Genomic DNA, 13,987 nt, shown 5'->3' with positions numbered 1-13,987 from the left:
AAAAAAGCTTGATATAAGCGCATTTTCAATTCAGTCATCTACTGCCTAATTGAAAAAGAGTCCGGAACGTTTATTTATGTCCCGGACTCTTTAATGTTGAAATTTTCATTTATAACTTTAAGATAGTGCACGTTAACTATATAAGAAAAATTGAGTTTTACTTTATAACGCTAATCAACATAAACGTCTTGATACGATTCATGTTTTTCAATCACATGTTTAGCGAATGGGCACGACGCAGTTACTTTTAAATTATTATCTCTAGCATAATCAACGACGGCACCAACTAATTTTGAGCCGATACCTTGTCCACCAAGTTCATCAGGAACACCTGTATGATCGATATCAATTTGGTTGTCACCTTGTTGTTGAAATGTAATTTGTGCTTGAGGATTATTTTCGTTGTCACCAATATAAAATTTGTTTTTTCCTTGCTTAATTTCAGCCATATTAACACCCCTGTTATTTCTTAATTACTTATTAAATATCACATTTTGAAAATATTAAACAACTTTGAGGTATATTAACAATTAAGAAAATTAAATAGTTTAGACAAAAGCATTGAAAAATATAGAAAATAAGTTTATAGTTTTAACGGAATAATTTCGATTTGGAGGGGCGTTTTTTGAAGAAAATAATATCGATTATATTGACATGTGTGATAGCAATTGTAGTAAGTGCATGTGGAAATATGAATAATGAAGAGAAAAAAGACGTCAGTTCTAATAATAAACTAAAAATTTATACGACAGCATTTGCTTTTCAAAGCTTTACAGCGCAAATTGGTGGCAAATACGTTGATGTTGCGTCTATTTACCCACCTGGGGCAGATTTACATTCTTTTGAACCAACTCAGAAAGAAATGGTAAATATTGCGAAGGGAGATTTATTCATTTATTCAAATAATGAAATGGATCTTGTGGCAAAAAAAATAGCAAGTTCCATTAATAATCCTCATTTAAAATTACCCGTAGCTGAAGGTATTAGTAGTGAGGACATACTTGAGAGTCATGAACATGAACATGAACACGAGCATGAACATGAAGGAGAAGCACATTCACATTCACATGAATCGGGAAGTGAAGATCCTCATGTGTGGTTGGATCCAGTCTTAAATAAAAAATTTGCGAAAGCCATAAAAGATGATTTGGTGAAAAAAGATCCTCGACACAAAGCATATTATGAAAAGAATTATAAAGTGTTAAGTGAGGATTTAGTACGCATTGATCAAGAAATGAAGCACATTACAAAGCATCCAAAACGAGATAAAGTCATTATTTCACATGATTCGATTGGTTATTTAGCGCATCGTTACGGTTTTGAACAAGAAGGTGTGAGTGGTATGAATAATGAAGAGCCAAGTCAAAGAGATTTAATGGATATTGTTCACCATATTGATGATACCAAGCAACCATACGTACTCTATGAACAAAATATCTCCTCTAAAGTAACAGATGTAATTCAAAAAGAATCTCACACAACACCATTAAGTTTCCATAATATGGCTACACTGTCAAAAGACGAAACGGATAATAGTAAGGTGACTTATCAATCTCTAATGAAACAAAATATGAAATCATTAAATAAAGCATTAAATGAATAAAAAGGGAACGTACATGTCTAAAACGCTGAAAATATTCGCTGGTGAACATGTGCGTTTTTTAATTTTGTAAGATTATCGTAAATAATGTGTGAATTTTCCATAAAAATTGTATAATAATATAAAAAATTAATGTTATAATGATGAAGTAATTACAACTAAAGGGATAGGGTGTATATATCATGAATAAATTAACAAAATTAGCTGCAATAAGTGGGACTGCTATTATCATGTTAGCGGCTTGCGGTGAAAAAGAAGAAACGAACACATTCAAGGGTGATCAAAGTGGTGTAGATATTACTACTAAACTTACTCATAAAGGTGACAAAGTTACTGAACAACAAACAGAATCTGTATTAAATTATAAAGATTATGGTGTAGAAAAAGAACAAGTTAAAGAATTATTAGATAAAGAAAGCGAAAAATATCAAAATATTGATGGTTTAGAAGAAAAAGTGAAATATACGGATGATAAAGCCGTTGAAACTATCAAAGTTGATATGGAGAAAGTTGATAAAGAGAAATTGAAAAAAATTGAATCGTCAGCATTTGCAAATGCAGATAAAGACAAAGACGTAAGCTATAAGAAAACAAAAGAAGCGCTAGAAAAAGCAGGATTTAAAGAAGATAAATAAAAAAGTGCAGTGAATTGAGATCAAGTTGTCATGTTTGATTTCAATACCTGCACCATAGGGCATTCGGGTTTCTAAATGTACTTTATTGAGTCATTTGGATTACTCGAATGCTTTTTTATCGCTTGAAATTTTCCGAAAATAAGTTATATATCGAAGCGAGTTGTCAACTTTTTAATCATATCTTATATAAGACACAGTAGTATTATAGTATTCTTCTAGTCCGCGAATACCATCAGCACCGCCTAAGCCTGATTCTCTCCAACCCGCATGGAAACCATTAACGACTTCTTCGGCTTCACAATTGGCATAGACTTCTCCAAACTTGAGTTTTTCTGTTGCTAACATAACCTCTTGTAAATTGTCAGAAAAGATAAATGAGGATAGACCTGCATTCGTATCATTAGCTTGATGAATAGCATCTTCAAAATTAGTATATGTCACGACGGGTAATACTGGTCCGAATATTTCTTCTTTAAAAGCGGCATCTTCAGGACTAATTTCATCTAAAATTGTAGGTGCATAAAAGAAACCAGAACGTTCGATTTTATGACCACCAGTAATTAATTTAGCGCCATTGTTAATAGCATTTTGTACTTTTTCATCAATACTATCAAGTTGTTGTTGATTAATGATTGCACCATAATCTGTAGATGCGTCAAATGGGTCGCCAACTTTTAATTGTTCCATTTGTTGTTTCAATTTTTGGATAAATGTATCATGTACTTCTTGATGTACAAAGATTCGTTCAGGACACGTGCAAACTTGACCGGCATTATTGATTCTTGCCGTGACAATATAATTAACGGCTTTGTCTAAATTTGCATTGGGTGTGATGATGACTGGTGCATTGCCACCTAGTTCTAGGTTCACTTTTTTAACTGTATTTGCACTTTCAGCATAAACAGATTTACCAGCACGCATACTACCTGTCAGTGAAATAAGTTGAATATCAGGATGTTGTGCAAGTTGCGTACCTACAGTTTCACCTCTACCAGGTACTATTTGGATTAAACCAGCTGGTATTGTTGAAGCGCGCAGTAATTCAGCAATCTTTAATGTAATTAAAGAGGTTGCTTCACTTGGCTTAATGACAGCGGAGCAACCAGTGATGACAGCAGGAATGATTTTTCTCATTAATACTAAAATTGGAGCATTCCAAGGGACGATACCAGCAGTAACACCAATCGCTTTCTTTGTAAGCATAATCGTTTCATTTTCACGATGATTTTGTAAGACTTCACCTTTATTGTTCATGCTTAAGCTCGTCATATAATCGATGAACTGAATAGCTTTGTCTATCTCACCTTTTGCTGAAGCTATAGTTTTACCTTGTTCTTTTACATAAAGTTCTGCTAATGTATCTTTATTTTGTTCTAGTAAGGGAATGAGTAGCTTTACGTGATCCGCACGTGTTGGTTCAGGTACTTTTTCCCATTCTAGTTGTGCTTGCTTTGATTTATCAATAGCATCATTGACTTCGCTTTCAGTCGCAAATGTAATTGTATCTATCTGTTCACCTGTTGCAGGATTAATAACGTCCATTGTGTCAGTAGATTGACTTGTTACAAATTCATTGTTTATAAATAATTGATTCATTCATGACACCTCCACAATATATGCATACCACTTAAGCGATGATGAAAAACGAAATTAGCATTTTAAAAATGAATAGACTGTTTTGTTGTAAACGTGGTTTGATTACGCTAATAGCGATAAAAAGCATAGGTATGGGTATTTATAGATTTGAGTATATTTTTTATACTTAATTATTGACACTTGTTAATTACAGCGTTATAATTTATCTCGAATTCGAAATATTTTTAAAAGGTTGGTGAATACATGAATCGTACAAAAGAATCTTTAAATACATTTGTTGGCTTAAATCGAACCTTAGATCATCTAATGAAAATTGTTAGAATAGACGTCCAACGTTATGGATTGAATGTTACAGAATTTGCTGTAATGGAATTGCTCTATAATAAAGGACCACAGCCTATTCAACGCATTGGTAATCGTGTGTTGATAGCAAGTAGTAGCATTACCTATGTAGTGGATAAATTAGAAGAAAAGGGCTGTGTTGTAAGGCAGCGTAATGAAAAAGATAAGCGTGTTACGAATGCATTATTAACAGACCAAGGTCGTGACATGATGGATACAATATTTCCAGCCCATGCATCAACATTAGAATCTACTTTTTCCGTACTTACAGATGAAGAAATAAGCGTGTTACAGCAAGCTTTTAAGAAATTAAGTGCTCAACCTATTGATTAGGATCGGCACTTAAATATTTTAACAAAAATTACTACGAAATCGAGATAAATATATATTAAGGAGTTTTTACTATGACAAATCCACAATTACTAGGCATTCATCACGTTACTGCAATGACAGACGACGCTGAAAGAAATTATAAATTTTTCACAGAAGTATTAGGTATGAGACTCGTTAAAAAAACGGTGAACCAAGATGATATCTATACGTATCATACATTTTTTGCAGATGACGAAGGGTCACCAGGAACAGACATGACATTTTTTGATTTTCCAAATAGTCCAAAAGGTACACCAGGTACGAATTCAATTACGCGCCCTGCATTTAGAGTGCCAAACGATGAAGCGTTAGTTTATTATGAACAACGATTTAATGAATACAATGTTAAACATGAGGGAATTCAAACGCTCTTCGGTACAAAAGTGTTGCCATTTGAAGAGGTTGATGGTCAAAGTTATCAACTGATATCTGATGAGCATAATGTAGGTGTAGCGCCAGGCAAACCCTGGAAAAATGGTCCAGTACCAATGGATAAAGCTATTTATGGACTAGGACCTATTGAAATTACAGTTAGCTATTTTGAAGATTTTATGAAAATACTAGAAGAAGTATTTGGCATGAAAACGATTATGACTGAAGAAAATGTAGCCATTTTAGAAGTCGGTGAAGGCGGTAATGGTGGACAAGTCATTTTAAGAAAAGATACTGAAAGCCCTGAATCAAGACAGGGATATGGTGAAGTACATCATGTTTCATTTAGACTAAAAGACCATGCAGCGATAAAGCAATGGCAGGAAAAATACCAAGCATTAGGTATTGGTAATTCTGGATTGGTGGATAGATTTTACTTTGAGGCATTATATGCACGCATTGGTCATATATTAATTGAAGTTTCCACTGATGGTCCTGGATTTATGGGCGATGAGCCTTATGAAACGTTAGGTGAAAGTTTGGCGCTGCCACCATTTTTAGAAGCGCAAAGAGCGTATATTGAATCAGAAATTAGACCTTTTGATACACGTAGATAAATTAAGACAGATAAGGTGATTACTATTACTACTAAATCATATCGTAATTATAATTCATTAAAAGGAGTCTGAATTAGGATGGAACATATTTTTAGAGCTGGTGAGGCTAATGCACCAACATTGATTTTATTACATGGTACAGGAGGCGACGAACGTGATTTATTACCATTAAGCGAGTTGCTTAACCCGAATTATAATGTGTTAAGCATACGAGGAGAGGTATCTGAAAATGGTATGAATCGATTCTTTAAACGTCATGGAGAAGGACAATATGATATAGAGGATTTGAAACTTCGTACAGACAGGCTAATTTCATTAATACAGCAAGCTGCTGAGCGATATCATTTTGATTTGTCAAAAGCGATACCAGTTGGATTTTCAAATGGTTCTAATATTGCAATAAGTATGATCTTACATTCAGATATTTCATTTAAAGCTGCATTGTTATATGCACCACTGTATCCCGTTGATATTGCAAATGATAAAGATTTAAGTGGCATGAAAGTATTATTATCAATGGGTGAACATGATCCAATCGTAACTATGCAAGATAGTAAGAACGTTATTGATATATTCAAACGTCGTGGTGCTGAGGTCACTCAAATTTGGGTAAATAGTCATGAATTAACGCAAGATGGTGTAGCAGCAGGACGAGATTTACTAAATGCAATGGATTAATCAATAAAATAAAAAGCCCCGCGTAATGATTCAATTAAAAAAGAAGCTGAGACATCTATTTGTCTCAGCTTCTTTTTTCAATCCTATAGTCATCCTTGTAAGGGGAGGACTACGAGATCTCTATTAGGAAATTTGATTTCTGTCGCACTTCCTAAATATAAAGGTTACACAGGGTTAAAAATTACATTAAACCGATAAGTTTCATCCATAGAGAGCCGATACCTAACCATACGATAAAGTAGAAGATAGCTAGGACTGCATTCATAGACCACCAGCGATTTTGTGATACATAACCGGCTGAATATAATATAGGTGCTGGACCACTACTGTAATGGGTTGTTGATGCCATTAAGTTACCAAAGAAACCGAGCATCAATGCACTGTAAAGTGGTGGTGCACCTGTTGCAATTGCTACGCCAAGTAATGCTGAATACATCGCACTTACATGTGCTGTCGAACTTGCAAATAAGTAATGTGAATAGAAGTAAAAGACGATTAGAATAACTAATACAATTGGCCAACTTAGCCCGCCTAAACTTCCAGAAATTGATTTACTAAGCCATGGAATAAAACCGAGTTCATTTAATTGATTGGCCATCATGACTAATATTGAGAACCAGACTAATGTATTCCAAGCGCCTGTTTCTTTCAGGACATCATTCCAAGTTAAGACGCCAGTAATAAGTAATAGCGACAGGGCGATAAAGGCCGTTAATGTGGCATTGATATTTAACGTGCTACCTAATACCCATAAGGCTAAGGCAATGACAAAAATACCAATCATGAATTTTTCACTTTTCGCCATGATACCCATTTCTTTTAATTCATTTTGAGCCCAAGATTTTGCATTTGGTGTTTCCTTGATTTCAGGAGGATACATTTTATAAATAATTAATGGTACGAGAATCAAAGATATAACACCAGGAATGAGTGCTGCTAAAAACCATTGCATCCAAGTAATATCGACACCTTGATGTTTTGCAAGTGACTGAGCAAGGGGATTGCCTGCCATTGCTGTTAGAAACATAGCTGCCGTTATTAAATTACCGTGAAATTCTGTGAAGATTAAAAATGCACCCATCTTACGTTGTGTACCATCTTCCGGTTTAGAGCCGAATGAACGAGACAACGCATTAATAATCGGGAACATAATGCCGCCAGCACGTGCAGTATTACTAGGTGTTGCTGGTGCAAGGATTAAATCTACGCCGATGAGTGAATAACCCAGTCCGAGCGTTTTCTTACCGAATAATTTCACAAATTGTAAAGCGATACGTCTGCCGAGGCCAGTCTTGACGAAACCTCTGGAAATGAAAAATGCCATAGCGATTAGCCAGATACTACTATTACCAAATCCTGCAACGGCGGTATCTATTTTGGCAGTACCCGTTAATACTGTTAATGTAAATCCAATCATGGCAACTGCGCCAATAGGGAGGGGGTGTGTGATACAACCAATGATCGTTGCTACAAAGATGGCGAACATGTGCCATGCTGCGCTATCTAAACCTTCTGGTCGAATAGGGGTTAGTAACCAGATGATGATGCCGACAACGATAGGAACGATGAACTTTTTGTAATTAATATTGTGATTCACAATTGAGGAACACCTTTCTTAACTTTCTATTTAGAAAAGATACATAGTAAAGTGGAATGAAATCCTATTACTTTATTATAATATTTTTCATAATCATTATAGTTATATGGGTTCCGCTTGTAAAGATAAGATGAACTACATTAGCATCACTTAGCGTTGGCAGATTTTTTTCGCAAGATACCTTTTATAAAAATTGGAATGAGCAAGATAAAGCCGAAAATACCCATGATTGGGAATACTCTACCAATCAGTGCAATAAATCCTATAAATGTTGCAGCAAATGTAACGATTGCCATAATGATAATCATGATGTAATAAGGTTTTGTATAAGGTTCTGTAAATCTCGAAGCAAATGCGTACATCAATCCGACAACAGTATTATAAATAACGAGTACCATGACAATTGACATAAATAGTCCAATGATTGGTGAAATATTTTTAGCTAATAGTAACGAAGGTAAAGCAACATTTGTGATTTCTGAAAATTGAGCAATCATACCTAGATTAAGCATGAGCAGTAAAAAGGTGATGATGATACCACCGATAATGCCACCCCAAATTGTGGATGTTTCAGATTTTAAACGGCCGCCCATGACTGAAAGGAAGCTAAATGCTGCAGCAATTTGTAAGCTGCCGTAATTGATGGCATCAAACCACCACCATTTATCAGAATGTCCTTCACTATTGGCATAGAGATTCGCAGCTTCGAAGTGTAAGTGACCTGTCGATAAATAATAACCGGCAACGATGGTTACAATGATTACTAAAAATGGTGTAACAACGCCTAATACCGTAATAAGACGGTCAAATTTTAAAAATAAAGTTAGTAAAATAATCATAACCAAGATTGCGGAGCTTAATACATAAGGTACGCCGAAACTTTCATGAATAGTCGAAACGCCACCAGCAGTCATAATCATAGCTAATGCAAATAAAAATAAAGTTAAGACAATATCAAATATTGTTGCGATTGACCGTGGAAGATAGTATTTAATAGATTCAGTATGATTATGCGAACGTAATTTGAAACCTGTATGTAGTACAAAAATGCCACCAATCGTAATAATCAAACCAGTAATAAGCACACCGAAAATGCTGAAGTAGCCATTACTTGTAAAAAATTGAAATATCTCTTGGCCAGTTGCAAATCCGGCACCTACAACGACGCCAACAAAAGCAAAGGCGACCGTTATAATTTCTTTTAAGTTTTTCATAAAACTTGAAATCCTTTCTTGGATATAAAATAGATGCAACACACTATCATTGCTGCACAATTAGTAAGTTTATCTGAAAAAAGTGAAAAGATAAATTAGAAAGGTATATTGTTTACACAATTGTTTACATGAAATATACAATTATCATGTATAGTATGTTCTTGAAGTAATTTGATTAAATATCATTAGAAGGGGTACACTGAGAAGTTCAAAGAACATATAAAAACCTACATGTTTTTACATGTCGATATGAATAGTGATATAGCACAAATGAGAGTCGTGCACAATATATGCCGTAGAGAGAGGGAACAAAGTGACTTTATTAAATTTACCGTTAATGTTACTGATTGTTATATTTTTAGCATTGGGCATTTTTAGCCAATGGTTAGCAACAAAGATTAAATGGCCGTCTATTGTCGTCATGGCAATTGTGGGGCTACTGGTAGGACCTATATTAGGATTAATAAATCCGCAACATAGTTTAGGTGAAGCGGTATTCAGCCCTATTGTCTCACTAGCGGTCGCAATTATATTATTCGAAGGTAGTAGCAATTTAGATTTTCGGGAATTGAAGGGTATCTCCAAAGCCGTCATCAGAATTATAACAGTAGGTGCGGTGATTGCTTGGATACTTGGGTCGATTGCGCTACATGTGATCTTAGGTTTTTCAATTACGATTTCTCTTGTGTTAGGTGGCTTGTTTTTAATCACAGGACCCACAGTGATTCAACCATTATTAAAACAAGCGAAAGTAAGGAAAAGTGTCGATTCAATTCTACGATGGGAAAGTATCATCTTAGATCCAATTGGACCGATGTTAGCACTGGGTGCATTTTATGTATTTCAAATCATTGAACAAGGCTTCGAATTTGGAATCATTTTAAGCTTTGTTCTTCGCTTGGTTATTGCAATTATCATTGGTTTTGGTGCATCATATTTATTTATGTGGTTGATTAAACGTGATGCGATTCCACAAAATTTAATGCCACCGATACAATTAGTGTTTATTTTATTAATATTTGCGCTATGCGATGAAATATTACGTGAATCTGGATTATTAGCGGTAACAATATTTGGTTTAATGATGGCTCGAATGAAGCGACATGATTTAATCTTTAAAGAGTCAGATCATTTTATTGAAAATGCGTCTTCTATCATGGTATCAACGGTCTTCATTTTAATTACGTCATCATTAACACTAAATGTTTTGGAAAGTGTCATATCTTGGAAATTGTTCATTTTCTGCGGTGTTATGATTATTTTAGTTAGACCATTGTCTATCATACTTTCTACAATAGGAACTGAAATATCTAAGCGTGAAAGGGCAATGGTTTCATTAATGGCTCCACGCGGAATTGTGGTATTAACAGTTGCACAATTTTTCGCAGGATTATTTATTAAAAAAGGAACACCAATGGCTGAATTTATCACGCCTGTCACTTTTGGGCTTGTCTTTATTACAGTTGTGATTTACGGTTTTAGCTTCGTTCCACTGAGTAAGGTGATGCGCCTTTCTAGCACTGAACCGCCAGGCGTTATCATCGTCGGGGAAAGTGAGTTTTCATTTCATTTAGGAGCGAAGTTAAGAGAACACCATATTCCTGTTATGACATTTAATTTATTTAGCAATACGTCTGATCGCGCTTATGATTTGGATTTTGAAGTGTTTGAAGGCAACTTACTTTCTAGTAGTGATCGTATCTATGCTGATATGACTCGATACAATAAATGTTTATTAATGACGCAATCATTTGTATTTAATAGCTTGGCTTTTAATGAATTGGTGCCAGAATTTGGTTTGAAAAATGTGAATATGATGCCAGTATCGTTTTCGGATGCACATGCGCGTAGCAATGTAGAAGGACCAATCAAAAATCATATTCTTTTTGATGATGATATGACAACACATTGGTTTAATCGGTTTATTGTAGAACATAATATTCTAGAAATAGAAGCGCACAATAGGGATCAATTAACAGAAAATGATATGGTACTCTATCATATTAGTGAACAACATGAGGTTACATTTAAACGCGGCAATCAAGCACTTACACACACAGACAATGGTGTGATTGGCTATTTAAAAGATGCCTATTTACATTTGAATATATAAAAATATCCCCCAACTGCAGCAAATTTTGCAATTGGGGGATTTTGTTAATTTACAAAGCGGTCATGCATGAGTTCTTTTAAGATGTTTATTTTTTCTTGTATTTCTTGTCCTGTATTTGTATCACGTATTTTTTTACGTTGTAGTTCTTTATCTACAACGCGGCGAATGGATAGTTCATCTGCACCATTTAGCAATACATGCTTTTTAGAATTGAAGTGTTGATGTGCCACAAGTTGCATACCGAATGAATTATATAGCAATGTGTAACCGGCGATACCAGTTGTAGATTGATATGCTTTAGAAAAACCACCATCAATGACAATCATTTTGCCGTCAGCTTTAATTGGGTCTTCGCCATCAATTTCTTTAACGGGTGTATGGCCATTTATAATATGACCTTGCTCCGGATCTAGACCGAAATCTTTAATCATTTTTCTACACATATCAACATCTTCACGTAAATGATAATAAGGATTCTTCGTTTCTTTGTGTGCAGTCTTATCTTTAATGAAATAACGCTCAAATGTCGTCATTGCACGTTTGCCAAATAGTGATGAATATTTTCCAGTCCATAAGTACCATACTAAGTCAGTTGCTAAATCGTCTTGGACATCTTTATGGTCAAAGGCTTCTCTAACATACGCTTCAAAATGATCAAGTAAGTCTCTGCCATAACATTTAACGCCATCAATAACCATTGCTTCCATTTCGCCATGTTCATCGACAGGGATACAACCATGAATTAATAAGTTGCCGTTGTATGGTAAGTAAAGTGTGCCTTTTTGCATTAAAAATGTCATATGACGTTTTAATTTTTCTGATTGTTGCACAGATAATAATAATTTGTCCATCACTTCTGACTCTTCGTCTAAAAGTGCATTAGGATTGTTTGGATCAATAGTTTGGAAACAAGTATTTTCTAACGGATACGTTTTACCATATAACGTTGCCTCATTTTTTTCGAAATCAATGCTTTCAAGTACTAAACGTTCGTCCATCTCGAAAGTTGGGCGACGTTTAATAATGGGTGCTTCTAATTTAAATTGAATCATTGCAATAGCTTGGTGGATTTTTGTAATTTGTTCCAATTCTAATTCAGTTAAGTGTTCAGCATTTTTGGGTCTGAAAGCTGAGTTTTTACCATCGTAATATTTTTCGGCTAGTGTTAATAATGGGCGTAGATTAATGCCATAAGCATCTTCGATAATGTCTAAATTATCGTAACGCGCACATATACGTAGGAGATTGGCTAAACAAACTTTAGAACCTGCATATGCACCAATCCACAGTACATCATGATTACCCCATTGAATATCAACAGATGGATAATCTATTAAAGTTTCCATAATTTTGTCTGGTTCTGGTCCACGATCATAAATATCGCCAACAACATGTAAATGATTTACTACAAGGTGTTGTACTGTAAAGGATAATCCAATTATTAAATCATCAGATTGTTCTAATTCTACAATTTGATTAATTAATGTTTCATAGTATGAACGTTTGTTATTATATTTATTACTTTTATAGAGTAACTCTTCTACTATAAATACATAATTTTTTGGTAGTGATTTACGTAGTTTTGTACGAGTATATTTGGATGACGCGTATGTGATGAGTTTGATTAGTCGATTAATTGTTGTAATATACCATTCATTGAGTTCTGACTTTGAACTAAAGCTGTTTTTGATTAATTTCAATTTTTCTTCTGGATAATAAACAAGTGCTGAGAACTCATTAATTTCTTTACGTGTTAAAGTATCTTGGAAAATATCGTTGATTTTCGAGCGAACGTTACCTGAGCCGTTGCGCAACACGTGTTGAAAGGCATGAAATTCACCATGCAGGTCACTGACAAAGTGTTCTGTACCTTTAGGTAGTTCAAGGATTGACTCTAAATTAATAATTTCCGTTGCCAGTTCTTCCTTAGTACTATACTGCTCTGAAAGTAAATCCAAAAATCTATCTTTTATGCTTTTATCTACTGTTTTATGCATGTTATGTCACTCCAGTTGTATAAATTTCTATGTTATGAAACACGTTGGATAAAACGCTTTCATGATATGTTTCTTATTGTAGCATTAATTGTAATGACTTTGTCTATTTCTTATTATATTATGAACATAAAATAAATTCTAAAAAATGGATTGCAAAGTGAAAAAATTGAAATGCTTTTAACTAAGCGTTCCGTAAGTATGTTTATATTTATTTTGATTATGTAACTCAAATATAAAAAATAAGGTATTTATATAATAGTTGTGTCAAAAATGTGATTTTATGAATTTAAATAAAATATACTACTTTATAATTGTGTAAAATTACCATTATATTTTAATTGGCTTAAAATGGCTTTGAATAAAGGTTTGTGATGATTTTTGACCTTCGTATTTTTAGGGGAATATAAAAAAATTTGAGAATGATGTTTTATTTTATGAGATTTTTTGTATAATGAATGCATGTAACAAAATTATATAGGGGAATTTTGTTTCATGACTTTTTCTAACGAGTCAAGACGAAAAATGACTTGAGAATGTGATACATATGTATAAAAGATTACATAAGGGTGACTAAATGTCGTTAAGTAGAGGGACATTTTATGATCTATTTCAAAGCATTTTCAGTTCATTTAGATATTGACTATGGTGATTTGAAAGATCAAGTCTTTGCTTCGAATATCGAAGCACGATGGGGGAAATTATATATAGATGAAGCTAACTTCAAAGGGGGAAGTTAGCTTTTTTGTTGAAGTAAAAAAGGACAATAAACATACTAAGATTAGCTATGAAGAAATCTATGACGATAGATTTTTTCATAGCTATTTTTTATAGTTATAGAGAGGAGTAGATCGTCC

Annotated in this window: 12 protein-coding genes; 7 read left to right on the top strand and 5 right to left on the bottom strand. The window is 34.1% G+C overall.

Going from position 1 to position 13,987, the window contains the following annotated elements:
- Window positions 1-170: 170 nt before the first annotated feature.
- Window positions 171-449, bottom strand: a complete 279-nt coding sequence (locus ACSULM_RS12020; protein WP_436863023.1) for a GNAT family N-acetyltransferase — start codon at window positions 447-449, stop codon at window positions 171-173.
- A 176-nt stretch (window positions 450-625) separates the two neighbouring features.
- Here ACSULM_RS12020 and ACSULM_RS12015 point away from each other — a divergent pair, with 176 nt between their 5' ends.
- Both ACSULM_RS12015 and ACSULM_RS12010 read left to right on the top strand, forming a co-directional pair.
- Entirely contained in the window at window positions 626-1,603 is a 978-nt protein-coding gene (locus ACSULM_RS12015) for a metal ABC transporter solute-binding protein, Zn/Mn family (RefSeq protein ID WP_436863022.1), read from the top strand.
- A gap of 179 nt (window positions 1,604-1,782) precedes the next feature.
- Window positions 1,783-2,235 (top strand): YehR family lipoprotein, encoded by a 453-nt coding sequence (locus ACSULM_RS12010; protein ID WP_436863020.1) that lies wholly within the window; start codon window positions 1,783-1,785, stop codon window positions 2,233-2,235.
- A 171-nt stretch (window positions 2,236-2,406) separates the two neighbouring features.
- Here the strand turns inward: ACSULM_RS12010 and aldA are convergent, their stop codons facing one another.
- Window positions 2,407-3,831 (bottom strand): aldehyde dehydrogenase, encoded by a 1,425-nt coding sequence (aldA, locus tag ACSULM_RS12005; protein ID WP_436863019.1) that lies wholly within the window; start codon window positions 3,829-3,831, stop codon window positions 2,407-2,409.
- Between the two features lie 243 nt (window positions 3,832-4,074).
- Between aldA and ACSULM_RS12000 the strand changes: the two genes are divergently transcribed.
- From ACSULM_RS12000 to mhqD, 3 genes are all read left to right on the top strand, one after another.
- The gene (locus tag ACSULM_RS12000; protein ID WP_436863018.1) at window positions 4,075-4,506 is read left to right on the top strand and encodes a MarR family winged helix-turn-helix transcriptional regulator; all 432 of its coding nucleotides are present in this window, start codon (window positions 4,075-4,077) and stop codon (window positions 4,504-4,506) included.
- 71 nt (window positions 4,507-4,577) lie between these two features.
- Window positions 4,578-5,534, top strand: a complete 957-nt coding sequence (gene mhqE, locus ACSULM_RS11995; protein WP_436863016.1) for a ring-cleaving dioxygenase MhqE — start codon at window positions 4,578-4,580, stop codon at window positions 5,532-5,534.
- A gap of 78 nt (window positions 5,535-5,612) precedes the next feature.
- Window positions 5,613-6,212: a methylhydroquinone degradation carboxylesterase MhqD gene (gene mhqD, locus ACSULM_RS11990; protein WP_436863014.1), complete on the top strand. Its 600-nt coding sequence runs from the start codon at window positions 5,613-5,615 to the stop codon at window positions 6,210-6,212.
- Window positions 6,213-6,393: 181 nt separating this feature from the next.
- On the opposite strand, the gene ACSULM_RS11985 is transcribed toward mhqD, so the two are convergent.
- The gene (locus ACSULM_RS11985) at window positions 6,394-7,809 is read right to left on the bottom strand and encodes an anion permease (protein ID WP_436863013.1); all 1,416 of its coding nucleotides are present in this window, start codon (window positions 7,807-7,809) and stop codon (window positions 6,394-6,396) included.
- 146 nt (window positions 7,810-7,955) lie between these two features.
- Window positions 7,956-9,023: a YkvI family membrane protein gene (locus ACSULM_RS11980; protein ID WP_436863012.1), complete on the bottom strand. Its 1,068-nt coding sequence runs from the start codon at window positions 9,021-9,023 to the stop codon at window positions 7,956-7,958.
- A gap of 337 nt (window positions 9,024-9,360) precedes the next feature.
- On the opposite strand from ACSULM_RS11980, the gene ACSULM_RS11975 reads away from it, so the two are divergent.
- The gene (locus ACSULM_RS11975; protein ID WP_436863025.1) at window positions 9,361-11,136 is read left to right on the top strand and encodes a cation:proton antiporter; all 1,776 of its coding nucleotides are present in this window, start codon (window positions 9,361-9,363) and stop codon (window positions 11,134-11,136) included.
- A gap of 44 nt (window positions 11,137-11,180) precedes the next feature.
- On the opposite strand, the gene ACSULM_RS11970 is transcribed toward ACSULM_RS11975, so the two are convergent.
- Window positions 11,181-13,133 (bottom strand): fructose-1,6-bisphosphatase, encoded by a 1,953-nt coding sequence (locus ACSULM_RS11970; RefSeq protein WP_436863010.1) that lies wholly within the window; start codon window positions 13,131-13,133, stop codon window positions 11,181-11,183.
- A 599-nt stretch (window positions 13,134-13,732) separates the two neighbouring features.
- Between ACSULM_RS11970 and ACSULM_RS11965 the strand changes: the two genes are divergently transcribed.
- A complete protein-coding gene (locus ACSULM_RS11965) occupies window positions 13,733-13,870 on the top strand; it encodes a hypothetical protein (RefSeq protein WP_436863008.1) in 138 nt (45 codons plus the stop codon).
- Window positions 13,871-13,987: the final 117 nt, after the last annotated feature.

Source organism: Staphylococcus caeli (assembly GCF_051413795.1).
GTDB classification, from domain to species: domain Bacteria; phylum Bacillota; class Bacilli; order Staphylococcales; family Staphylococcaceae; genus Staphylococcus; species Staphylococcus caeli_A.
Note: the sequence above shows the minus strand (reverse complement) of the source record. Positions and strands in the feature narration are given on the sequence as shown.